Annotated in this window: 18 protein-coding genes; 9 read left to right on the forward strand and 9 right to left on the reverse strand. The window is 55.7% G+C overall.

Going from position 1 to position 23,920, the window contains the following annotated elements:
- Positions 1-53 precede the first annotated feature (53 nt).
- The gene (gene nadC / locus QLG21_RS03670) at positions 54-947 is read right to left on the reverse strand and encodes a carboxylating nicotinate-nucleotide diphosphorylase (RefSeq protein ID WP_088208873.1); all 894 of its coding nucleotides are present in this window, start codon (positions 945-947) and stop codon (positions 54-56) included.
- 87 nt (positions 948-1,034) lie between these two features.
- On the opposite strand from nadC, the gene ampD reads away from it, so the two are divergent.
- Complete coding sequence (gene ampD, locus QLG21_RS03675) at positions 1,035-1,598, forward strand: 1,6-anhydro-N-acetylmuramyl-L-alanine amidase AmpD (protein ID WP_282483898.1); 564 nt, start codon at positions 1,035-1,037, stop codon at positions 1,596-1,598.
- Positions 1,595-2,449, forward strand: coding sequence for a beta-lactamase regulator AmpE (gene ampE / locus QLG21_RS03680; protein WP_006173813.1), 855 nt, complete (start codon positions 1,595-1,597; stop codon positions 2,447-2,449). The genes ampD and ampE overlap by 4 nt, the downstream gene beginning before the upstream one ends.
- A gap of 18 nt (positions 2,450-2,467) precedes the next feature.
- Here ampE and QLG21_RS03685 read toward each other — a convergent pair whose 3' ends face one another.
- The 3 genes from QLG21_RS03685 to aroP all read right to left on the reverse strand — a co-directional run bounded on the left by QLG21_RS03685 (position 2,468) and on the right by aroP (position 6,369).
- Positions 2,468-3,418, reverse strand: a complete 951-nt coding sequence (locus QLG21_RS03685; RefSeq protein ID WP_282483899.1) for a family 43 glycosylhydrolase — start codon at positions 3,416-3,418, stop codon at positions 2,468-2,470.
- Between the two features lie 18 nt (positions 3,419-3,436).
- Complete coding sequence (locus tag QLG21_RS03690) at positions 3,437-4,834, reverse strand: MFS transporter (RefSeq protein WP_006173810.1); 1,398 nt, start codon at positions 4,832-4,834, stop codon at positions 3,437-3,439.
- Between the two features lie 164 nt (positions 4,835-4,998).
- The gene (gene aroP, locus QLG21_RS03695) at positions 4,999-6,369 is read right to left on the reverse strand and encodes an aromatic amino acid transporter AroP (protein ID WP_006173808.1); all 1,371 of its coding nucleotides are present in this window, start codon (positions 6,367-6,369) and stop codon (positions 4,999-5,001) included.
- Between the two features lie 537 nt (positions 6,370-6,906).
- On the opposite strand from aroP, the gene pdhR reads away from it, so the two are divergent.
- From pdhR to lpdA, 4 genes are all read left to right on the forward strand, one after another.
- Complete coding sequence (pdhR, locus tag QLG21_RS03700) at positions 6,907-7,671, forward strand: pyruvate dehydrogenase complex transcriptional repressor PdhR (RefSeq protein WP_006173806.1); 765 nt, start codon at positions 6,907-6,909, stop codon at positions 7,669-7,671.
- Positions 7,672-7,792: 121 nt separating this feature from the next.
- On the forward strand, positions 7,793-10,456 hold the full coding sequence (aceE, locus tag QLG21_RS03705; protein ID WP_137849577.1) for a pyruvate dehydrogenase (acetyl-transferring), homodimeric type: 2,664 nt from the start codon (positions 7,793-7,795) through the stop codon (positions 10,454-10,456).
- Positions 10,457-10,470: 14 nt separating this feature from the next.
- Positions 10,471-12,372 (forward strand): pyruvate dehydrogenase complex dihydrolipoyllysine-residue acetyltransferase, encoded by a 1,902-nt coding sequence (gene aceF, locus QLG21_RS03710; RefSeq protein WP_006173803.1) that lies wholly within the window; start codon positions 10,471-10,473, stop codon positions 12,370-12,372.
- A gap of 175 nt (positions 12,373-12,547) precedes the next feature.
- Positions 12,548-13,972 (forward strand): dihydrolipoyl dehydrogenase, encoded by a 1,425-nt coding sequence (lpdA, locus tag QLG21_RS03715; protein ID WP_042319244.1) that lies wholly within the window; start codon positions 12,548-12,550, stop codon positions 13,970-13,972.
- A gap of 82 nt (positions 13,973-14,054) precedes the next feature.
- Here the strand turns inward: lpdA and QLG21_RS03720 are convergent, their stop codons facing one another.
- Both QLG21_RS03720 and QLG21_RS03725 read right to left on the reverse strand, forming a co-directional pair.
- Positions 14,055-14,846 carry a DUF2950 family protein gene (locus tag QLG21_RS03720; RefSeq protein ID WP_282483933.1) on the reverse strand — a complete coding sequence of 264 codons (792 nt, stop codon included), beginning with the start codon at positions 14,844-14,846 and terminating at the stop codon, positions 14,055-14,057.
- Between the two features lie 10 nt (positions 14,847-14,856).
- On the reverse strand, positions 14,857-16,371 hold the full coding sequence (locus QLG21_RS03725; protein WP_282483900.1) for a DUF3300 domain-containing protein: 1,515 nt from the start codon (positions 16,369-16,371) through the stop codon (positions 14,857-14,859).
- A 429-nt stretch (positions 16,372-16,800) separates the two neighbouring features.
- Between QLG21_RS03725 and acnB the strand changes: the two genes are divergently transcribed.
- Positions 16,801-19,398 (forward strand): bifunctional aconitate hydratase 2/2-methylisocitrate dehydratase, encoded by a 2,598-nt coding sequence (gene acnB, locus QLG21_RS03730; RefSeq protein WP_042319239.1) that lies wholly within the window; start codon positions 16,801-16,803, stop codon positions 19,396-19,398.
- 189 nt (positions 19,399-19,587) lie between these two features.
- Positions 19,588-19,950 (forward strand): protein YacL, encoded by a 363-nt coding sequence (gene yacL, locus QLG21_RS03735; RefSeq protein ID WP_006173797.1) that lies wholly within the window; start codon positions 19,588-19,590, stop codon positions 19,948-19,950.
- 28 nt (positions 19,951-19,978) lie between these two features.
- Here the strand turns inward: yacL and speD are convergent, their stop codons facing one another.
- The 3 genes from speD to QLG21_RS03750 form a co-directional block, all read right to left on the reverse strand.
- Entirely contained in the window at positions 19,979-20,773 is a 795-nt protein-coding gene (gene speD / locus QLG21_RS03740; protein ID WP_006173795.1) for an adenosylmethionine decarboxylase, read from the reverse strand.
- Complete coding sequence (speE, locus tag QLG21_RS03745) at positions 20,774-21,643, reverse strand: polyamine aminopropyltransferase (RefSeq protein WP_282483901.1); 870 nt, start codon at positions 21,641-21,643, stop codon at positions 20,774-20,776.
- A gap of 101 nt (positions 21,644-21,744) precedes the next feature.
- A complete protein-coding gene (locus QLG21_RS03750) occupies positions 21,745-22,092 on the reverse strand; it encodes a YacC family pilotin-like protein (protein ID WP_042320459.1) in 348 nt (115 codons plus the stop codon).
- 145 nt (positions 22,093-22,237) lie between these two features.
- Here QLG21_RS03750 and cueO point away from each other — a divergent pair, with 145 nt between their 5' ends.
- Complete coding sequence (cueO, locus tag QLG21_RS03755) at positions 22,238-23,797, forward strand: multicopper oxidase CueO (protein WP_282483902.1); 1,560 nt, start codon at positions 22,238-22,240, stop codon at positions 23,795-23,797.
- Positions 23,798-23,920 lie beyond the last annotated feature (123 nt).

The following is a 23,920-nucleotide window of genomic DNA, read 5'->3' on the forward strand; positions in this document are numbered from 1 at the left end:
CTTTGCGAGCGGGGTTCTATTTTCCCCTCTCCGGGTCGAGAGGGGAGGACGTATTATTTGAAGCGCATCGAGAGATCGAGGGCACGTACGTGTTTGGTCAGCGCACCCACGGAGATGTAATCCACGCCGGTTTCGGCGAACTCGCGGATGGTATCGAAGGTCACGTTGCCAGACACCTCAAGCCGCGCCTGTCCGTTAGTGAGTTTTACCGCCTCGCGCATTTGCTCCGTCTCGAAGTTATCGAGCATGATGATATCCGCGCCCGCCTTAATGGCCTGCTCCAGCTCTTCAAGGGTTTCGACTTCCACCTCGACCGGCACGTCCGGGTGCAGCCAGAAGGCTTTCTCCACGGCCTGGCGTACAGAGCCAGAGGCAATAATGTGGTTCTCTTTGATCAGGAAGGCGTCGGATAAGCCCAGACGGTGGTTCGTGCCGCCGCCGCAGAGCACGGCGTATTTCAGGGCGGTGCGCAGGCCCGGCAGGGTTTTGCGCGTGTCCAGCAACTGCGTGCGCGTGCCGGCCAGCAGGTCAACGTAGCGGCGAACTTCACTGGCGACGCCGGAAAGCGTCTGGACAAAGTTAAGCGCGGTGCGCTCACCTGTCAGCAGCAGGCGGGAGGGGCCATCAAGCTCGAACAGCGGTTGATTGGGGATGAGGGTATCGCCATCTTCAACATGCCAGGTGACCTTCACCTCGTCGCCCGCAAGCTGGGTGAAGACCTCTTCAACCCAGCGTTTACCGCAGAACACGCCCTCTTCACGGGTGATGATCACCGCGTGCGAGCGTGTCTCTTTCGGCAATAATTGTGCGGTAATATCGTTATCGGCATTCACGTCGCCGCCCAGGTCCTCTTTTAAAGCCTGGGCAACGCTTGCCGGAATATCTCTGTTAATACGTTCCAGAAGCGCGTCACGTCGATGGTCGGGGTTATAGCGGCGAGGCGGCATGATAAAACTCCAAATTGGTAACGAATCATAATATTGAAACATGCTACTCTGAACCGAGAAACTGCACCACACATAAGGAGTTCCAGCATGCTGTTAGAAAACGGATGGCTGGTGGATGCGCGGCATGTACCTTCGCCGCACCACGACAGCCGCCCGGAGGACGAAACGCCCACACTGCTGGTGGTTCATAATATCAGCCTTCCGCCGGGTGAGTTTGGCGGTCCGTGGATCGACGCGTTATTCACGGGAACGATTGATCCTGATGTGCACCCATACTTTGCTGAAATTGCCCATCTGCGCGTATCGGCCCACTGTCTGATTCGTCGCGATGGGGAAGTAGTTCAGTATGTTCCTTTTGATAAGCGCGCCTGGCATGCGGGCGTGTCGATGTATCAGGGGCGCGAGCGCTGCAACGATTTCTCGATTGGTATTGAGCTGGAAGGGACGGATACGACGCCTTACACGGACGCACAGTACCAACAGCTGGTCGCTGTCACTGAGGCGCTTATCGGGCTGTATCCTGCCCTTGCCGAGAATATCGCGGGGCACAGCGACATCGCTCCCGTGAGAAAAACCGACCCCGGCCCGGCATTCGACTGGTCCCGGTTTCGCGCCATGCTTACCGCGTCGTCAGATAAGGAGATAACATGACGTTGTTTACCATGCTGCTGGTTATGATCGCCGAACGCCTGTTTAAACTTGGCGAGCACTGGCACCTGGATCATCGACTGGAAGTGCTTTTCCGCCGTATCAAACACTTTTCCATGCTGCGCACGCTGCTGATGATGGCCTGCGTGATGGGCATTACCTTCCTGCTGCTGCGCGCCCTTTACGGCCTGTTTTTCAACGTACCCTTGCTGGTGGTGTGGATCCTGCTGGGCGTGCTGTGTATCGGCGCGGGCAAAGTGCGTTTGCACTATCACGCCTATCTTAAGGCCGCATCCCGCGATGACGTTCATGCGCGTAGCGCCATGGCAAGCGAGCTGACGATGATCCACGGCGTGCCGCCGGATTGTAACGAGCGCGAGTTCCTGCGCGAACTGCAAAACGCTCTGCTGTGGATTAACTTCCGCTACTATCTGGCGCCGCTGTTCTGGTTTGTGGTGGGGGGCCCGTGGGGGCCGGTACTGTTGATGGGGTATGCGTTCCTGCGCGCCTGGCAAACCTGGCTTGCCCGCTACCTGACACCGCACGAGCGTCTGCTGTCGGGAATTGATGCCATTCTCCATGTACTCGACTGGATCCCGGTGCGCTTAGTGGGCGTGGTGTATGCGTTGATCGGCCACGGCGAAAAGGCGCTCCCGGCGTGGTTTGCCTCACTTGCCGACCGTCATACTTCGCAGTACCACGTGTTAACGCGTCTGGCGCAATTCTCGCTGGCGCGTGAACCGCATACCGATAAAGTTGAAACGCCGAAAGCTGCCGTTTCTATGGCGAAGAAAACCTCGTTCGTGGTCGTGGTGATTGTGGCGCTGCTGACCATTTACGGCACGCTGGTTTAAGCCAGCGCGCCGTACCGATCAGAGCGTGTCCGCAGGCGGGATGCCAAAATCAGGCATCCCGTTTTCGTCCCAGCGGACCTGTTTCAGGCGGGTATGGCGATTCGGATCGTACAGTGGATCGCCCTCAATCTCGGTGTAGTTTCGCGCGTGGTACACCAGCACGTCTTCCCCCTCCGACGTTTGCGTAAAGCTGTTGTGGCCCGGGCCATACTGACGATTTTCATAGCTGGTCCGGAATACCGGGCGCGGGGCTTTATGCCAGTTCGCCGGGTTTTGCGGATCGGCATCAACATCAATCCACAATAGCCCCATGCAGTAGTTTTCATCGGTAGCGCTGGCGGAGTAGCTGATAAACAGCCTGTCGCCGTGCATCAGTACCGCCGGACCTTCGTTGACCCAGAATCCACGGCACTCCCAGTCGTATTCCGGTTTGCTGAGCATCACCGGCTCGCCTTTCAGCGTCCACGGGTTTTCCATTTCACAGAGATAAAGATTGGAGTTTCCGGAGATATCCGGGGCTTTTTGCGCCCACAGATACCAGCGTTTACCCTGATGAACAAAGGTGGTGGCATCCAGCGCAAAGGTGTCAAAAGGCGTGTTGATTTGCCCTTTTTCCACCCATGAGCCGGTTAGCGGATCGCGGTCGGCGCATTCAATCGCGAACATGCGGTGCTGGAACATCCCGAGATTATCCAGCGCCTGGGTGTGCGTGGCGGCAAAATAGATGTACCACTTCCCGTCGATGTAATGCAGCTCCGGTGCCCAGATCAGCTGGCTCATCGGTCCGGTATCGGGTTTACGCCACACGACAACCTCGTCGGCGCTGCGTAACCCTTCCAGCGTGTCAGCGCGGCGGATCGCCAGCCTGTCGTACTCTGGCACCGAGGCAATAAAATAGTATTGCCCCTCATGATGCAAAATATAGGGATCGGCTCGTTGTTCGATAAACGGGTTGGGCCAGGTTTGCATTCGGCTTTCCTTATTTCGTCATTTCGTCTCAGCGGCTTTGAGTTCCTGATAATCGTTCAGCTCGCGGTAGTTATTGCGACGCTTCTCCAGGTCTTCCTGGATCTGCTTCATAGTTTCACGATCGACCTTCAGCAGGCGAACCACGCCCGCGGTAATGAGATACCCCACGCCTGGGATCACGGTAAACAACAGCACAATCCCGTTGAGGGCATCCGCGCTTTGCGCTTTCGCGCCGGCGTCGTAACCGTACCAGGAGAGCAGGAAACCGACCATCGCCCCGGCAATCGCCAGCCCGAGCTTGAGGAAGAAGATATTGCCGGAGAAGCTGATCCCGGTGATGCGTTTACCGGTTTTCCATTCGCCGTAGTCATCGACGTCGGCCATCAGCGACCAGTGCAGCGGCGACGGGATCTGATGCAGGATGTTCAGCAGGAAGTAGAGCACCACGATAGCGACGGTCGCTTTCGGGTCGAAGAAGTAGAACGCGCAGGAGAAAATCGCCAGCACGATGTTGGTCCAGAAGAACACTTTCAGCTTACACCAGCGGTCGGTCAGCACTTTCGCCAGCATACTGCCGATCATCATGCCCACTACGCCCAGGCTGATAAAGATCGTGGCGAAGTGGGTGCTTTGGCCCATCACCCAGGTGACGTAATACATCGTCGCCGCCATGCGGATAAAACCGGGGCAGACGTTGCACAGGGTCAGCAGCAGGATGCGCACCCACTGATCGTTTTTCCACACGTCTTTAAGGTCGTTTTTAAGCTCGTCATGGGTCTGGACCGCCGGACGCACGCGCTCGCGTACGGTAGAGAAGCTGAACAGGAACATACAGGTTCCGATCAGCGCCAGCACGGTCATCGCCATCTGGTAGCCTTTGGCTTTGTTATCCCCGCCAAACCAGTCGGCCATCGGGAGCAGCGTCAGCGACAGTAGCAGAGTCGCGATACCGACCATCACAAAACGGTAGGACTGACAGGCCACGCGCTCTTTTGGGTCGTTGGTGATCACGCCGCCCAGCGAGCAGTAGGGAATGTTAATGGCGGTGTAGGTCAGGGACAGCAGGAAATAGGTCACAAACGCATAGATAACTTTGCTGTTGTAACTCCACTCCGGGGTGGTGAACATCAGGATGCTGAACAGCGCATAGGGGAAGGCAATCCACAGCAGCCATGGACGAAAACGGCCATATTTGCTGCGGGTACGGTCAGCAATGGCGCCCATGATCGGGTCCGTTACGGCGTCAATGACGCGCACGGACAGCAGCAGAACGCCGACCAGCGCGGGGGCAAGACCAAAAATATCCGTATAGAAATAGTTAACAAACAGCATGATAGCGCCGAAGATGATGTTACATCCTGCGTCGCCCATCCCATAGCCGATCTTCTCTTTCACTGACAGTTTATTGTTATCCATCGACAGCTCTCCGGGTTGCGGTATGGAGAGAATTAAACGCCGACAAGGCGATATATGCGTTGCAACATAGAGGCGGTGATATGGATAAAATGGCTGTGGATGTGAATCTGTGAGGAAGGTAACAATCCTCTGCGCCCGTTAGAGGCAGGCGCAGAGGAGGCGGATCAGTGCGCTTTTACCGTTTTGGCATTTTTCTGCTTAACCATATAGCCCACGCCGAGGATCGCAATCCAGACCGGGATCAGGTACACGGAAATCGCCATGCCTGGGGTAATCAGCATGATGACCAGTACGGCCGCCATGAACAGCAGGCAAACCCAGTTACCCAGCGGGTAGAGCAGGGCAGGGAAGCGTGTGGTGACGCCCTGCTGCTGCTTGGCGCGGCGGAATTTGATGTGCGCCAGGCTGATCATTGCCCAGTTGATGACCAGGGCAGAAACCACCAGCGCCATCAGCAGGCCAAAGGCCGATTCCGGTGCCAGGTAGTTGATCAGCACGCACAGCGCAGTGACCACGGCTGAAACAATAATGGTGTTCACCGGTACGCCACGCTTGTCGACGTTGAGCAGCGCTTTCGGGGCGTTGCCCTGCTGTGCCAGGCCAAACAGCATACGGCTGTTGCAGTAAACGCAGCTGTTATACACGGACAGCGCGGCGGTCAGTACCACGACGTTCAGCGCGTTCGCCACAAAGGTATCGCCCAGCTCGTGGAAGATCAGAACGAACGGGCTGGTGTCCGCCGTGACGCGCGTCCAGGGCAGCAGGGAAAGCAGCACGGCCAGCGAGCCTACGTAGAAGATCAGAATACGGTAGATAACCTGGTTGGTCGCTTTCGGAATGCTCTGCTCCGGGTTATCGGCTTCTGCGGCAGTGATGCCTACCAGCTCCAGGCCGCCGAAGGAGAACATAATGATCGCCATCATCATCACCAGGCCGGTCATGCCGTGCGGCAGGAAGCCGCCCTGCTCCCAGAGGTTACGCACCGTCGCCTGCGGGCCGCCGTTGCCGCTGAACAGCAGCCAGCCGCCGAAGATAATCATCGCCACAACGGCAATGACTTTGATGATTGCAAACCAGAACTCCATCTCACCGAACACTTTCACGTTGGTCAGGTTGATGGCGTTAATGATGACGAAGAACGCGGCGGCGGAAGCCCAGGTGGGGATCTCCGGGTACCAGAACTGAATGTACTTGCCGACGGCGGTCAGTTCGGCCATGGCAACCAGAACGTACAGCACCCAGTAGTTCCAGCCGGAGGCGAAGCCCGCAAAGCTGCCCCAGTATTTATAAGCAAAGTGGCTGAACGAGCCTGCAACCGGCTCTTCAACGACCATTTCACCGAGCTGGCGCATAATCAGGAAGGCAATGAACCCTGCGATGGCGTAACCCAAAATAATGCCCGGTCCGGCTGACTGAATAACCGATGCGCTTCCCAGAAACAGGCCGGTACCAATGGCACCACCCAATGCGATGAGCTGTATATGGCGGTTTTTAAGGCCGCGCTTGAGCTGATCGCCATGCTGTTGAGCTTCCATTTGAAACCTCGTGTGTGGTTGTTATGTTCACGCTGTGCGTGTGTAATTATGAAAGTCCATGTTCTGTATTTATTTCTTTACGGCTAACGATGCCGAAAAAATCGGAGATGACTTCCGTAAGCGAAAGAATAGTGGTAAGCGCCCGCGAATGCACCTGCTTTATGAAGGGTCGATGACGACTTGAATAAAAAGAAAGCATTTGTAAATCTGCGCGCTAACTCTCCGTCTCCCAACCTATAGAATAGAAATGCTCCATAAGGGGGCGAATTTTCATGATTTGCCTTGTTGAATCGCTTCAGATTACAAAAACCCTCGTTTCATTAAGGTTAAAACTGCCTCTTTGTGGGTAATCAACTCATTTGTGCAAAGTTACATTTCTGAAACGTTATTTCTGTAAGGTTGTTAAAAAGTGCAGGGTTTACTGATTTCAATCAAAACCAATATGGACAGAAGGTGAATACTTTGTTACTTTAGCGATACGAACATGAAATTGGTAAGACCAATTGACTCCGGGCAAAAAGGCGTAAGACAGGGAATATGGCCTACAGCAAAATTCGCCAACCAAAATTATCCGATGTGATTGAGCAACAGCTGGAGTTTTTGATCCTCGAAGGGACACTGCGCCCGGGTGAAAAACTTCCGCCAGAACGCGAGCTGGCAAAACAGTTCGACGTTTCCCGTCCCTCTCTGCGTGAGGCGATTCAACGTCTCGAAGCAAAGGGCTTGCTCCTTCGTCGTCAGGGCGGCGGAACCTTTGTGCAAAACAGCCTGTGGCAGAGCTTCAGCGACCCGCTGGTAGAACTTCTCTCTGACCACCCAGAATCCCAGTTTGATCTGCTTGAGACCCGTCACGCGCTGGAAGGCATCGCGGCCTATTACGCCGCGCTTCGCAGCACTGATGAAGATCGCGTGCGTATCCGCGAGCTGCATCAGGCCATTGAACGGGCACAGCAGTCCGGCGATTTAGACGCCGAGTCCAGCGCCGTAGTCCAGTATCAAATTGCCGTCACCGAAGCAGCACACAACGTGGTGCTCCTCCATCTGCTACGCTGCATGGAGCCGATGCTGGCCCAGAACGTTCGTCAGAATTTTGAATTGTTGTATGCCCGTCGGGAAATGCTCCCACTGGTAAGCAACCATCGCACCCGAGTATTCGAGGCGATAATGGCCGGAGAACCGGAGCAGGCGCGCGAAGCGTCGCACCGTCACCTGGCTTTCATTGAGGAAATCTTGCTGGACCGCAGCCGTGAGCAATCACGTCGTGAACGCTCACTTCGCCGCATACAGCAACGAAAGGATTAAGCGCCGACATTTTAGAGCGCGGCAACTAAACGCAGAACCTGTCTTATTGTGTTTTCTGGCGAAAATACAATGGGACAGGTTCCAGACAAATCAACGTATTAGATAGATAAGGAATACCCCCATGTCAGAACGTCTCCAAAATGACGTGGATCCGATCGAAACTCGCGACTGGCTACAGGCGATCGAATCGGTCATCCGTGAAGAAGGTGTTGAGCGCGCTCAGTATCTGATTGATCAGCTGCTTTCAGAAGCCCGCAAAGGCGGTGTGAAGGTTGCTGCAGGTGCAGGGGCTAACAACTACGTAAACACGATTGCCGTCGAAGACGAACCGGAATACCCGGGCAATCTGGATCTGGAACGTCGTATTCGTTCTGCTATCCGCTGGAACGCCATCATGACCGTTCTGCGCGCGTCCAAAAAAGACCTGGAACTGGGTGGCCACATGGCGTCCTTCCAGTCTTCTGCAACCGTTTATGAAGTGTGCTTCAACCACTTCTTCCGTGCGGCCAACGAGAAAGACGGCGGCGATCTGGTGTACTTCCAGGGCCACATCTCTCCGGGCATCTACGCGCGTGCGTTCCTGGAAGGTCGTCTGACTGAAGAGCAGATGAACAACTTCCGCCAGGAAGTTCACGGTAAAGGTCTGTCTTCTTATCCGCACCCTAAACTGATGCCAGAATTCTGGCAGTTCCCGACCGTATCTATGGGTCTGGGTCCAATCGGCGCGATTTATCAGGCTAAATTCCTGAAATATCTGGAACACCGTGGTCTGAAAGACACCTCAGAGCAAACCGTTTACGCCTTCCTGGGCGACGGCGAAATGGATGAGCCAGAATCTAAGGGTGCGATCACCATCGCGACCCGTGAGAAGCTGGACAACCTGTGCTTCATCATCAACTGTAACCTGCAGCGTCTGGATGGTCCGGTAACCGGCAACGGCAAGATCATCAACGAACTGGAAGGCATCTTCGCGGGTGCTGGCTGGAACGTGATTAAAGTGATGTGGGGCGGTCGTTGGGATGAGCTGCTGCGTAAAGACACCAGCGGTAAACTGATTCAGCTGATGAACGAAACCGTTGACGGCGACTACCAGACCTTCAAATCCAAAGACGGTGCCTACGTGCGTGAGCACTTCTTCGGTAAATACCCTGAAACCGCCGCACTGGTTGCAGACTGGACTGATGAGCAGATCTGGGCGCTGAACCGTGGCGGTCACGATCCGAAGAAAGTCTACGCGGCACTGAAAAAAGCGCAGGAAACCAAAGGTAAAGCGACTGTAATCCTGGCCCACACCATCAAAGGTTACGGCATGGGTGATACCGCAGAAGGTAAAAACATCGCTCACCAGGTGAAGAAAATGAACATGGACGGCGTGCGTTATATCCGCGACCGTTTCAACGTTCCAGTGACCGATGAGCAGGTAGAAAACCTGTCTTACATCACCTTCCCGGAAGGCTCTGAAGAGCACAAGTACCTGCACGAACGTCGTCAGGCGCTGAAAGGCTACCTGCCTGCTCGTCAGCCTAAGTTCACCGAGAAACTGGAACTGCCAGCGCTGGAAGACTTCTCTCAACTGCTGGAAGAGCAGAACAAAGAGATCTCCACCACCATCGCTTTCGTGCGTGCCCTGAACGTGATGCTGAAGAACAAGTCGATCAAAGATCGTCTGGTTCCAATCATCGCCGACGAAGCGCGTACTTTCGGTATGGAAGGTCTGTTCCGTCAGATCGGTATCTACAGCCCGAACGGCCAGCAGTACACCCCGCAGGACCGTGAGCAGGTTGCATACTACAAAGAAGACGAGAAAGGCCAGATCCTGCAGGAAGGTATCAACGAGCTGGGTGCAGGCGCGTCCTGGCTGGCTGCTGCGACCTCTTACAGCACCAACAACCTGCCGATGATCCCGTTCTACATCTACTACTCCATGTTCGGTTTCCAGCGTATCGGTGACCTGTGCTGGCAGGCGGGCGACCAACAGGCTCGCGGCTTCCTGGTCGGTGGTACTTCTGGTCGTACGACCCTGAACGGTGAAGGCCTGCAGCACGAAGATGGTCACAGCCACATTCAGTCGCTGACTATCCCTAACTGTATCTCTTACGACCCGTCTTACGCGTACGAAGTGGCTGTCATCATGCACGACGGTCTGACCCGTATGTACGGTGAAGCACAAGAGAACATTTACTACTACATCACCACGCTGAACGAAAACTACCACATGCCGGCTATGCCAGCAGGTGCCGAGGAAGGTATCCGTAAAGGTATCTACAAACTCGAAACCCTCGAAGGTAGCAAAGGTAAAGTTCAGCTGCTGGGCTCCGGCTCTATCCTGCGTCACGTCCGTGAAGCAGCACAGATCCTGGCGAAAGACTACGGTGTGGGTTCCGATGTGTACTCTGTGACTTCCTTCACTGAACTGGCGCGTGATGGCCAAGATTGTGAGCGCTGGAACATGCTGCACCCAATGGAAACCCCACGCGTTCCGTACATCGCTCAGGTGATGAACGACGCGCCAGCGGTGGCGTCTACTGACTATATGAAACTGTTCGCTGAGCAGGTTCGTACTTACGTTCCAGCGGATGATTATCGCGTTCTGGGTACTGACGGCTTCGGTCGTTCTGACAGCCGCGAAAACCTGCGTCACCACTTCGAAGTTGATGCTTCTTACGTGGTTGTAGCAGCTCTGGGCGAACTGGCTAAACGTGGCGAAATCGATAAAAAAGTGGTTGCGGATGCAATTACCAAATTCAACATCGATGCAGAAAAAGTTAACCCGCGTCTGGCGTAAGAGGTAAAAGAATAATGGCTATCGAAATCAATGTACCGGACATCGGGGCTGATGAAGTTGAAATCACCGAGATCCTGGTCAAAGTGGGCGACAAAGTTGAAGCTGAACAGTCGCTGATCACCGTAGAGGGCGACAAAGCCTCTATGGAAGTGCCGTCTCCTCAGGCTGGCATCGTTAAAGAGATCAAAGTCTCTGTTGGCGATAAAACCGAGACGGGCAAACTGATCATGATTTTCGATTCCGCCGACGGTGCAGCTGATGCTGCACCTGCTAAGGCAGAAGAGAAGAAAGAAGCCGCTCCGGCTGCAGCACCTGCTGCTGCGGCAGCGAAAGACGTTAACGTGCCTGACATCGGCGGTGACGAAGTTGAAGTCACTGAAATCCTGGTGAAAGTGGGCGATACCGTTACGGCTGAACAGTCCCTGATCACCGTAGAAGGCGACAAAGCCTCTATGGAAGTCCCTGCGCCGTTCGCAGGTACCGTTAAAGAGATCAAAATCAACACCGGTGACAAAGTGTCTACCGGCTCCCTGATCATGGTCTTTGAAGTGGCTGGCGCTGAAGGCGCGGCGGCTCCGGCGAAAGCCGAAGCGGCTCCGGCCCAGGCGGCTGCACCAGCAGCGGCTGGCGGTGCGAAAGACGTTAACGTACCGGACATCGGCGGTGACGAAGTTGAAGTGACCGAAGTGATGGTGAAAGTGGGCGACAAAGTTGCCGCTGAACAGTCACTGATCACCGTTGAAGGCGACAAGGCTTCCATGGAAGTTCCTGCACCGTTCGCCGGTACCGTTAAAGAGATCAAAATCAGCACCGGCGACAAAGTGTCTACCGGTTCTCTGATCATGGTCTTTGAAGTAGAAGGCGCTGCGCCTGCGGCCGCTCCGGCTGCCGCGGCTGCTCCAGCTCCGGCTGCTGCACCGGCTCAGGCTGCTAAACCTGCTGCTGCCCCTGCTGCAAAAGCGGAAGGCAAATCCGAGTTCGCTGAAAACGACGCTTACGTCCACGCAACACCGCTGATTCGTCGCCTGGCGCGCGAGTTCGGTGTGAACCTGGCGAAAGTGAAAGGGACCGGTCGTAAAGGTCGTATCCTGCGTGAAGACGTTCAGACCTACGTGAAAGACGCGGTGAAACGCGCTGAAGCGGCACCTGCTGCAGCCGCTGGCGGCGGTATCCCGGGCATGCTGCCATGGCCAAAAGTGGACTTCAGCAAGTTCGGCGAAATCGAAGAAGTGGAACTGGGCCGTATTCAGAAAATCTCTGGTGCTAACCTGAGCCGTAACTGGGTGATGATCCCGCACGTTACGCACTTCGATAAGACCGATATCACCGATCTGGAAGCGTTCCGTAAACAGCAGAACGCCGAAGCTGAGAAGCGTAAACTGGACGTGAAATTCACCCCAGTGGTCTTCATCATGAAAGCGGTTGCGGCGGCGCTGGAACAGATGCCACGCTTCAACAGCTCCCTGTCCGAAGACGGCCAGAAGCTGACGCTGAAGAAATACATCAACATCGGTGTTGCGGTTGATACGCCAAATGGTCTGGTTGTTCCGGTCTTCAAAGACGTGAACAAGAAGAGCATTACCGAGCTGTCCCGTGAACTGACCACCATCTCCAAAAAAGCGCGCGATGGTAAGCTGACTGCCGGCGAAATGCAGGGCGGCTGCTTCACTATCTCCAGCATCGGCGGCCTGGGTACGACCCACTTCGCACCGATTGTAAACGCGCCGGAAGTGGCCATCCTCGGTGTGTCCAAGTCCGCGATGGAGCCGGTGTGGAATGGTAAAGAGTTTGTGCCGCGTCTGATGATGCCAATCTCTCTCTCCTTCGACCACCGCGTCATCGACGGTGCAGATGGTGCGCGTTTCATCACCATCATCAACAACACCCTGAGCGACATTCGCCGCCTGGTGATGTAATCGAAAAGCCGGCCAGACGGCCGGCTTTTTTCTGGTAACCTTGTGATGTCAGTGAGGTTACTGGCGAAAGCGAGAATTCATGAGCCGTTTGTTGTTTCAAAATTGTTAACAATTTTGTAAAATACGGGCGGATAGAACGACCCGGTGGACGACGGGTATAAATTAAGAGGTCATGATGAGCACAGAAATCAAAACTCAGGTCGTAGTACTTGGGGCAGGCCCGGCAGGTTATTCCGCAGCATTCCGCGCCGCGGATTTAGGTCTGGAAACCGTCATCGTAGAACGTTACAACACCCTCGGCGGTGTTTGTCTGAACGTCGGCTGTATCCCTTCTAAAGCGCTGCTGCACGTAGCGAAAGTTATCGAAGAAGCCAAAGCGCTGGCTGAACACGGTATCGTCTTCGGCGAGCCGAAAACCGATATCGACAAAATTCGTACCTGGAAAGAGAAAGTTATCACTCAGCTGACCGGCGGTCTGGCAGGTATGGCCAAAGGCCGTAAAGTGAAAGTGGTTAACGGTCTGGGTAAATTCACCGGGGCGAACACCCTGGAAGTGGAAGGTGAAAACGGCAAAACCGTGATCAACTTCGACAACGCGATCATCGCGGCGGGTTCCCGTCCGATCGAACTGCCGTTCATTCCACATGAAGACCCACGCGTATGGGATTCCACCGATGCGCTGGAGCTGAAAACCGTTCCTAAGCGTCTGCTGGTAATGGGTGGCGGTATCATCGGTCTGGAAATGGGTACCGTGTACCACGCGCTGGGTTCAGACATTGACGTGGTTGAAATGTTCGACCAGGTTATCCCGGCTGCTGACAAAGACATCGTTAAAGTCTTCACCAAGCGCATCAGCAAGAAGTTCAACCTGATGCTGGAAACCAAAGTAACTGCCGTTGAAGCGAAAGAAGACGGTATTTACGTTTCCATGGAAGGCAAAAAAGCCCCTGCAGAACCACAGCGTTACGACGCCGTGCTGGTGGCTATCGGCCGTGTGCCGAACGGTAAAAACCTCGACGCAGGCAAAGCCGGCGTGGAAGTGGACGACCGTGGCTTCATCCGCGTTGACAAGCAGCTGCGCACCAACGTGCCGCACATCTTTGCTATCGGCGATATCGTTGGTCAGCCAATGCTGGCACACAAAGGTGTTCACGAAGGTCACGTTGCCGCTGAAGTTATCGCGGGCATGAAGCACTACTTCGATCCGAAAGTGATCCCATCTATCGCCTACACCGAGCCAGAAGTTGCCTGGGTGGGTCTGACCGAGAAAGAAGCGAAAGAGAAAGGCATCAGCTACGAAACCGCCACCTTCCCGTGGGCTGCTTCTGGCCGTGCTATCGCCTCTGACTGCGCAGACGGTATGACCAAGCTTATCTTCGACAAAGAATCTCACCGTGTTATCGGTGGTGCGATTGTCGGGACCAACGGCGGCGAGCTGCTGGGCGAAATCGGCCTGGCGATCGAAATGGGCTGTGACGCTGAAGACATCGCGCTGACCATCCACGCGCACCCGACTCTGCACGAGTCTGTGGGCCTGGCTGCAGAAGTGTTTGAAGGTAGCATCACCGACTTGCCAAACGCCAAAGCGAAGAAGAAATAAGTTTCTTTATTGCTGATAAACGCCTCTTCGGAGGCGTTTTTTTTGCTTTTGCCGTGCTGAACCAGCGCGCCACGCGAAGGATTTATGGCGCGACGGCTTCCCAGCTTTTATCCAGGTGGAAGGAGGTTACATCCTCTGCTTTTTGGCCGGACGCACTGCCGAGATCGGCCTGATAAACCCTGTCGTCCTGATTAATCATAAAGCTCATCACGCCCGTCTGACCGTAACGCACCGGCCAGGCGATCATGGCAAAGCCCTCTTTATCGGGCAGGATCCGGAAACGATAGCCGTGATAACCGGCGCCAGGCTCTTGCGGGCTAAATGCCGGTCCGAGCGGGCTGGGCGCTTCGCCCGGTGAGACGGGCCAGTACAGACCATCTTTTTTTCCTTCAGCGCTGACGATTTTTTCGGCGTAATGCTGATTCAGCGCAAAATAGCTCTGCTGCGCGTCCACATAGCCGTGTAAGGCTTCAATTGCCGCAAGCTCGTTGCGCCCGATTTCACGCGTCTGGATCTCGTCGGCGGCTTTTTGCATATCAAACTGCCAGCCGTCGGATTTTTTCACGACGGGTATAGGCAGCTGCCAGCCGTTTTCCCCAACGTAGAGATGGGCGGTATTGCCGTTAATGGCGACGTGATGGCTTATCTTCCAGTCGCGTAAAAAACGCGCCACGGCTTCAGGGTCAACGCCCTCAGGCGGCAGATAATCACGCCAGTTATCGCCGAGCAGGCTGTTGAGTGCCTCCTCGTTTTGCTCGCTGATGGCTTTTGTCAGGGCGTCCGTTGCCTGTCCCGGCGTCGTGAAATTCTGCTGGGCCAGGGCGAAGGTGGATACCATAAGCAACAGTGCGCCGCCAATCAGTTGTCTTTTCATCATGATGTCCTTAACGGTGGCGGAATTCTCGGTGTTCGGCGTGGCGTTCAGACGCCTGTTGTCTGAGGCTGGCACGTTGTTCATCGCTCAGCGACGCTCGCTGACGGCTTTGTAACCCGCGCTGCTGCTGCGCCTGCCAGCTCGGAGAACGGCTGTCGTTGCCGCTCAGGGCGTTGGCATAACGCTGAGGATGCTGGCTTTGCGCGCGTCGCTCGGTCTGCAGGCGATCCTGAAGGGCGTGGGTATTTGGCTGCTGCGCGTGCGGTTTTATCCCGTCGTAGCCCCGGTAGTTATTGCGCTGTGTGATCTGCCTTAGCTGCTGGGTGGAGGCGGGATGCTGCACGTTTCGGGTGACGGGATGCTGCAGTTGCGACAGCGATTTCCCGGTCGATTTTTGCACCTGCGCCAATGCCGCCTGACGCTGAATGTCACGGTTAACCGGCTGATGCTGCGTCGCGCTCAACCCGGTGGGGGTCGACGTCGGATGGAACCGGCTGGCAAGCTGGCTGTTGGTATAGGGCACCCCGTTGCGATACGCCGGGTTGTGCTGCCACACCATATTGTTATCCGTGCGGTGCTCGCCGGTTATTTTATTGAAATTATTGACGTTGATATTGATGTTATCGCCGTTATGCGAGTATCCGTCATGGCGATAATAATCATCATCGTGGTGGTGGTGATCGTCGTCATCGTCCCAGTCGATATTGCTGAACAGCGCATAGGTAGTAGCCACGCCGAGGCTATAGCCGAACCCTTTTACAAAGCTGTTGGTGAACTGCTCGCCGGGAGACGGGGGGAGATAAACCGGCGGATAGCTGGCGTTTGGCCAGGTGCCGTAAACGGCCGTTGGGTTATAGGTGGGGACATACACTACCTGCGGATCGGCGGGCTCAATCTTTATCACCGTCTCGCTTGCAGGCGCGGCGGCGACCGTTGCGGTGGTACTTTTGGCGGGTGTGGCTTTTTTAACCGTGGTCACCGTCTGCTGAGGAGTCGATTGCAGCGCGCCGGTTTGCTGCGCCAGCGCGCGAAGACGCTGCACGGAGTCCATGACGTCCTTCGGCTGAGCCAGAAATGCATTCCCTAAATTTTGCACCCACTCCGGGTTACCGCCCATCAGCGTCATCAGCTGTGGGAAGGCAACCAGCGATTTTACGCTGGCATCCCACGGCTGGCCGGAGACGGCCTGGATCGCTGCGTCGCCCTGCAGCTTTGGATTGTCCTGCGACCACTGCGCGGCCTGGATGACGTTTGAAGGGTAGGTTGAGGCCATCAGGATTTGCGAAAGCAGCGCATCGGGGTAGAGCGCAATGGGCGCCGTCCACTGATCGATTTGAGCCGCAGTATAAGTAGGGGCGACGACCGGCGCGGGCTGAGCAGTTGGGATGACGGGTTGTTGCGCGACAGGCGCAGGGGAGACCGGCGTTTCTGTCGCGCGGCTTTTAACAAACATCACGCCAGAGGCGGCGAATAACCCGGTACTGCACAGAAGAACAAGCAGATGTGGCTTAAAGGGCAACTTCATATAGTGACTCCGACGAGACCAGCGCAATGCCCTCAGGCGTTGCAATTGCCGCGAGTATTATTCACCCGTCTTTTACAGTTTTGACGATTGTTGGGAATTCACCAGAAGGTCCGGATAAAGAGTGTGAGTATTTATTACACAATTCTGTACATGCACCTGCCGCAAACCTGCCAGCCACCGCAAGGCAACAAACTCACCGCTTTCAGGCGGTTTTTTTGTCCCTCAAATTGGCCTCGTCTGCCCGCTATACCATTCTTAACGATTCAGCAAAGTATTTAATGTTGCTTTTTTGTAAACAGATTAACACTGTGCAGAAATCCTGCTATGCTGCCCGACGCGGTATCGGGCATTTACCCTACAAACTGCTGTCTCACAGGAGCGTGAAGAGAACGCCGGCCGCATATGACAATGAGAGCGAGGAGAACCGTCGTGCTAGAAGAATACCGTAAGCACGTAGCAGAACGTGCCGCCGAGGGAATTGTACCCAAACCTTTAGATGCAACCCAAATGGCCGCGCTCGTCGAGCTGCTGAAGAACCCGCCTGCGGGCGAAGAAGAATTCCTTTTAGATCTGCTGATCAACCGTGTACCGCCTGGCGTAGATGAAGCTGCCTACGTAAAAGCCGGATTCCTTGCCGCCGTTGCCAAAGGCGAAGCGACCTCCCCACTGGTTACTCCTGAAAAAGCGATTGAACTGCTCGGCACCATGCAGGGCGGCTATAACATTCATCCGCTGATTGACGCGCTGGACAACGAAAAGCTGGCACCGATTGCTGCCAAAGCGCTCTCTTCAACGCTGCTGATGTTCGATAACTTCTACGATGTGGAAGAGAAAGCCAAAGCGGGTAACGTCTACGCGAAGCAGGTGATGCAGTCCTGGGCCGATGCCGAATGGTTCCTGAACCGTCCTGCCCTGGCCGAAAAAATCACGGTTACCGTCTTCAAAGTGACCGGTGAAACTAACACCGATGACCTCTCCCCGGCACCGGACGCGTGGTCTCGCCCGGATATCCCTCTGCACGCGCTGGCGATGCTGAAAAACGCCCGCGAAGGCATCGAGCCGGATCAGCCTGGCAGCGTTGGCCCGATCAAACAGATCGAGGCCCTGCAGCAAAAAGGTTTCCCGCTGGCCTACGTCGGTGACGTTGTGGGTACCGGCTCTTCGCGTAAATCTGCAACCAACTCCGTGCTGTGGTTCATGGGCGATGATATCCCTCATGTGCCGAACAAACGCGGCGGCGGCCTGTGCCTCGGTGGCAAAATTGCGCCTATCTTCTTTAACACCATGGAAGATGCGGGCGCGCTGCCGATCGAAGTGGATGTTTCTAACCTGAACATGGGCGACGTGATTGACGTTTACCCGTTCAAGGGTGAAGTGCGTAACCACGAAACCAACGAACTGCTGGCAAGCTTCACGCTGAAAACCGACGTGCTGATCGACGAAGTCCGCGCCGGTGGCCGTATTCCGCTGATTATTGGCCGTGGCCTGACCACCAAAGCGCGTGAAGCGCTCGGTCTGCCGCACTCAGACGTGTTCCGTCAGGCGAAAGACGTGGCGGAAAGCAGCCGCGGCTACTCCCTGGCGCAGAAAATGGTTGGCCGCGCCTGCGGCGTAGCGGGTGTCCGTCCGGGCGCTTACTGCGAACCTAAGATGACCTCTGTGGGGTCTCAGGATACCACCGGCCCAATGACGCGTGACGAACTGAAAGACCTGGCGTGCCTGGGCTTCTCTTCCGATCTGGTGATGCAGTCCTTCTGCCACACCGCGGCCTATCCGAAGCCGGTTGACGTCACCACGCACCACACGCTGCCGGACTTCATCATGAACCGTGGCGGCGTTTCCCTGCGTCCGGGCGACGGCGTGATCCACTCCTGGCTGAACCGCATGCTGCTGCCGGATACCGTCGGTACCGGTGGTGACTCCCATACCCGTTTCCCAATCGGTATCTCCTTCCCGGCCGGGTCAGGTCTGGTGGCGTTTGCCGCAGCGACCGGCGTAATGCCGCTGGATATGCCGGAGTCCGTGCTGGTGCGCTTCAAAGGCAAAATGCAGCCGGGTATCACCCTGCGCGACCTGGTTCACGCTATCCCGCTGTATGCCATTAAGCAGGGCCTGCTGACCGTAGAGAAGAAGGGCAAGAAAAACATCTTCTCTGGCCGCATCCTCGAGATTGAAGGGCTGCCGGATCTGAAAGTGGAGCAGGCTTTCGAGCTGACCGATGCCTCCGCCGAGCGTTCCGCCGCGGGCTGTACCATCAAGCTGAACAAAGCGCCAATTGAAGAGTACCTGACGTCGAACATCGTGCTGCTGAAGTGGATGATTGCTGAAGGCTACGGCGACCGTCGTACGCTGGAGCGTCGTATTCAGGGCATGGAAAAATGGCTGGCCGATCCGCAGCTGCTGGAAGCCGACGCTGACGCAGAGTATGCGGCAGTGATCGACATCGATCTGGCGGATATCAAAGAGCCAATCCTGTGTGCGCCAAACGATCCGGACGACGCTCGTCCGCTGTCCGAGGTGCAGGGCGAGAAGATCGACGAAGTGTTTATCGGCTCGTGCATGACCAACATCGGCCACTTCCGCGCAGCGGGCAAGCTGCTGGATACTCACAAAGGCCAGCTGCCGACGCGTCTGTGGGTGGCACCGCCAACCCGTATGGACGCGGCACAGCTGACCGAAGAGGGCTACTACAGCGTGTTTGGTAAGAGCGGCGCGCGTATTGAAATCCCTGGCTGTTCCCTGTGCATGGGTAACCAGGCGCGCGTGGCGGACGGTGCGACGGTGGTCTCTACCTCTACCCGTAACTTCCCTAACCGTTTAGGTACGGGGGCTAACGTCTTCCTGGCCTCTGCGGAGCTGGCGGCGGTTGCGGCGCTGATTGGCAAGCTGCCAACGCCGGAAGAGTACCAGACCTTTGTTGCTCAGGTTGATAAGACGGCGGTGGATACCTATCGCTATCTGAACTTCGACCAGCTTTCTCAGTACACCGAGAAGGCGGACGGGGTTATCTTCCAGACGGCAGTATAAACAGCAAAACCGTCTCCGCGAGACGGTTTTTAGTGTTTGCACCCTCTCCCGTGGGAGAGGGACGGGTGAGGGCATCAGGCCGCAGGGTCTGGCTCTCACTTTTTTATTTTCATTCCTCCCGCCTCTCCCGCTTTTTTTCTTCCTCTACGCTGCGATAATTACCCTAATGGCTTTGCAGAGGAAAACGCTATGGATTACGAATTTCTGCGCGACATCACCGGCGTGGTGAAGGTGCGTATGTCGATGGGCCACGAAGCCGTAGGGCACTGGTTTAATGAAGAGGTTAAAGACAACCTCGCGCTGCTGGATGAAGTGGAACAGGCCGCGAACACGGTCAAAGGCAGCGAGCGCTCCTGGCAACGCGGTGGGCATGAATACACCCTGTGGATGGATGGCGAAGAGGTGATGGTGCGCGCCAACCAGCTTGAGTTCTCGGGCGATGAGATGGAAGAGGGGATGAACTACTACGACGAAGAGAGCCTGTCGCTGTGCGGCGTTGAGGACTTTTTGCAGGTAGTTGCCGCGTATCGCGAGTTCATGAAACAGAAATAACGGTGGAGCATCCCTGCCCCGGCAATACCTACACGGCTGGAATGTTGCGGCCGTAGTAGATTTCGCGCATCTCTTTCCAGAGCAGGTCGGTAATGGCCTTGCGCTCGTCTTCGCTTAAATCTTCCGGTTTGGTGTGGAACATGTAGTGCTTAAGGTCGAACTCCTTAAGCAACATCTTGGTGTGGAAGATATTCTCCTGATAGACGTTGACGTCCATCATGTCATACAGCGCTTTCATATCCTCGGACATGAAGTTCTGAATGGAGTTAATTTCATGATCGATAAAGTGCTTCATACCGTTGATATCACGGGTAAAGCCGCGCACGCGGTAATCAACGGTCACGATATCGGATTCCAGCTGGTGGATTAAATAGTTCAGCGCGTTCAGCGGGGAGATTACGCCGCAGGTCGACACCTCGATATCGGCACGGAAGGTACACAGCCCGCCTTCCGGGTGGCTCTCCGGATAGGTGTGAACGCAGATATGGCTCTTGTCTAAATGCGCGACGACCACTTCCGGCAGCGGGCCGGGGTGCTCGGTTTTGTCGATAAGCTGAGGGTCAACCGGCTCTTCGCTGACCAGAATGGTGACGCTTGCGCCCTGCGGCTCGTAATCCTGACGGGCGATGTTCAGGATGTTGGCGCCGATGATTGAGCAGGTTTCCGACAAAATTTCCGTCAGGCGGTTGGCGTTATAGAGTTCATCGATATAGGCGATATAACCATCGCGCTCTTCTGCCGTCTTGGCGTAGCAGATATCGTAAATACAAAAACTCAGGCTTTTGGTCAGGTTGTTAAAGCCATGCAGTTTAAGCTTTTTCAATTAGTTCACCCCCTTAGAGGACAGCGCGTCTTGCAGATACTGTGGCAAGGCAAAGGCTGCGGTATGGATCGCCGGATTGTAGTAACGGCACTGAAGATGGGTCTGATGGAAACGGGCCTGAATAATTTCGGTGGAGAGATGGCGCAGCGCTTCGTTATCCGTCGCCCAGGCAAAGGTCATGATCCCGCCGTAGTAGGTCGGGATGGCAGCCTGATAGAAGCTCACGTCATTGAAATACGTGCTCAGCTTGCGATGGCTGTCGAGGGCTTCATCCTGCTGCAGGAAGCAGACGCCGTTTTGAGCCACAAAAATGCCGCCCGGTTTCAGGCAGCGCTTGCAGCCTTCGTAGAAGGATGAGGTAAACAGCGATGCGCCCGGGCCGATCGGGTCGGTGCAGTCTGAAATGATCACATCAAACGTTTGCGTGGTCTGGTTAACAAAATTGACGCCGTCGTCGATAACCAGATTGAAGCGCGGGTCGTCGTAGCTCCCGGCGTTGTGGTTAGGCAGATACTGGCGGCAGAAAGAGACGACGCCTGCGTCGATTTCCACCATGGTGATGGTTTCGACAGTCTGATGGCGGGACACTTCGCGCAGCATGGCACCGTCGCCGCCGCCGATAATCAGCACGTGTTTTGCGTGGCCGTGCGCCAGCAGGGGAACGTGGGTCATCATCTCGTGATAGATAAACTCGTCGCGCTCGGTGGTTTGCACCACTCCGTCCAGCGCCATCACGCGGCCAAAGGCGGCGTTCTCGAAGATTATCAAATCCTGATGATCGGTTTTCTCATGATAAAGCACGTTATCAACGGCAAAATACTGACCAAACTGGTCATGCAGCGTTTCTTGCCAAACCGTTTTTTCGGTCATGGGGTGTCACCTTCTTCGTTAACATCCATTACTTCCAGCGGAATGGGCGCAACACAACACCGCGCGTGCGCGGCCAGAGTCAACAAGGTGCGTCGGGAAGGTTACTTCACGTAGGCGAGCAGGCTGAGTGAATCGCGTGCCAGTGCTTTGCATTTTTTGGCCGTAGGAATGCCAATGCCGCTTAAATCGCGGTAGCTGTCTTCACCGAGCGCTTTCATGTCGAAGCTGTCGTAGTTGCTGAGATCCCATTGGTTCTGCTGGGCAAAAAAGACCAGTGCGCGACGAATTTGCCCGTTGGGTAAATTCTGGTAACCACAATCGTTTTTCAGAAACACAAAAACAGCCGTCAGATCGGCCATATCTTCTGCTTCATTTTCACTCAGCGCATAACTGTTTGCACACATCGCCATCAGGCCACCGAACAGAATTGTTCTGAAAAACGTCTTCATTGCTTCTACCACTGCGTCACGGAAAATTAACGTTAGCATACTTGGTGCCAGGCCGACGATCTTTATTATCGCCGCTGTGCTTGACCTTCCGGTAAGGGGAGGGTTTATGCTCAAAAGATCGCCTGCTGGAAATAAGGAAATGAACATGCAACGTCGTGATTTTTTAAAATATTCAGTTGCGCTGGGTGCTGCCAGCGCTTTACCGCTCTGGAGCCGGGCGGTGTTTGCCGCCGACAGGCCTGCACTGCCGATCCCGGATTTACTGACCGCTGATGCCCGCGGCCGTATTCAGCTCGTCGTCCAGGCGGGTAAAACAACCTTTGGCAAACACACTGCAACCACGTGGGGCTACAACGGCAATCTGCTCGGCCCCGCGCTGCAGTTGCGCAAAGGCAAGGCCGTAACCGTTGATATCCACAACACGCTGACGCAAGAGACCACCGTGCACTGGCACGGGCTGGAAGTGCCCGGCGAGGTCGACGGCGGGCCGCAGGGCGTTATAAAAGCGGGTGGCAAACGTAGCGTTACCTTTACCCCGGACCAGCGCGCCGCGACCTGCTGGTTCCACCCGCATCAGCACGGCAAAACCGGCCACCAGGTCGCGATGGGGCTGGCGGGGCTGGTGCTGATTGACGATGACGAAAGCCGCCTGCTGCGTCTGCCAAAACAGTGGGGCATCGACGATGTGCCGGTGATCGTGCAGGACAAGAAATTTACCGCAGACGGGCAGATTGATTATCAGCTGGACGTCATGACCGCGGCCGTAGGCTGGTTTGGCGATACGCTGCTGATCAACGGCGCGATTTACCCGCAGCACGCCGCGCCGAAAGGCTGGTTGCGTTTACGCCTGCTCAACGGGTGTAACGCCCGTTCTCTCAACTTTGCCGCCAGCGACAAGCGTCCGCTGTATGTGGTGGCGAGCGACGGCGGCCTGCTGCCAGAGCCGGTTAAGGTAAGCGAGCTGCCAATGCTGATGGGCGAGCGCTTCGAGGTGCTGGTGGATATCAGCGACGGTAAAGCGTTTGACCTCGTAACCCTGCCGGTCAGCCAGATGGGGATGGCCGTTGCGCCGTTTGATAAACCTCATCCGGTGCTGCGCATTCAGCCGCTGCAAATTACCGCCTCGGGCATACTGCCGGAGACCTTAACCACGCTGCCTGCTGTGCCAGCCCTTGAGGGGCTTACGCTGCGTAAGCTACAGCTTTCGATGGACCCCATGCTCGACATGATGGGCATGCAGGCGTTAATGGAGAAATACGGTGAGCAGGCGATGGCGGGCATGCACCACGGGCAGATGATGGGCCACATGAATATGGACCACGGCAAGATGGGCGGGATGGATCATGGCGGCCACGGTTTTGATTTCCACAATGCTAACAAGATCAACGGCAAAGCCTTCGACATGAACACGCCGATGTTTGCCGCCACAAAAGGGCAGTTTGAGCGCTGGGTGATTTCTGGCGAAGGCGACATGATGCTGCACCCGTTCCACATCCACGGCACGCAGTTCCGCATTCTCTCTGAAAACGGCAACGCGCCTGCCGCGCATCGTTCAGGCTGGAAAGATACGGTGAAGGTAGAAGGGGGCGTAAGTGAGGTGCTGGTGAAGTTCGACCACGACGCGCCGAAGGAGTTTGCCTATATGGCGCACTGTCATCTGCTGGAACATGAAGATACAGGGATGATGCTGGGTTTTACTGTTTAAAGCAGTGTGGCCTGATGCCCGCACCCACGGGGAGAGGGAACAAACGCTAAAACGGCAACCGAGGTTGCCGTTTTAGCATCTTTCCGTAGGCCCGGTAAGCGTTAGCGCCACCGGGCTTTGTTG

The organism is Enterobacter sp. V87_3 (assembly GCF_029967835.1).
GTDB lineage: Bacteria > Pseudomonadota > Gammaproteobacteria > Enterobacterales > Enterobacteriaceae > Enterobacter > Enterobacter cancerogenus.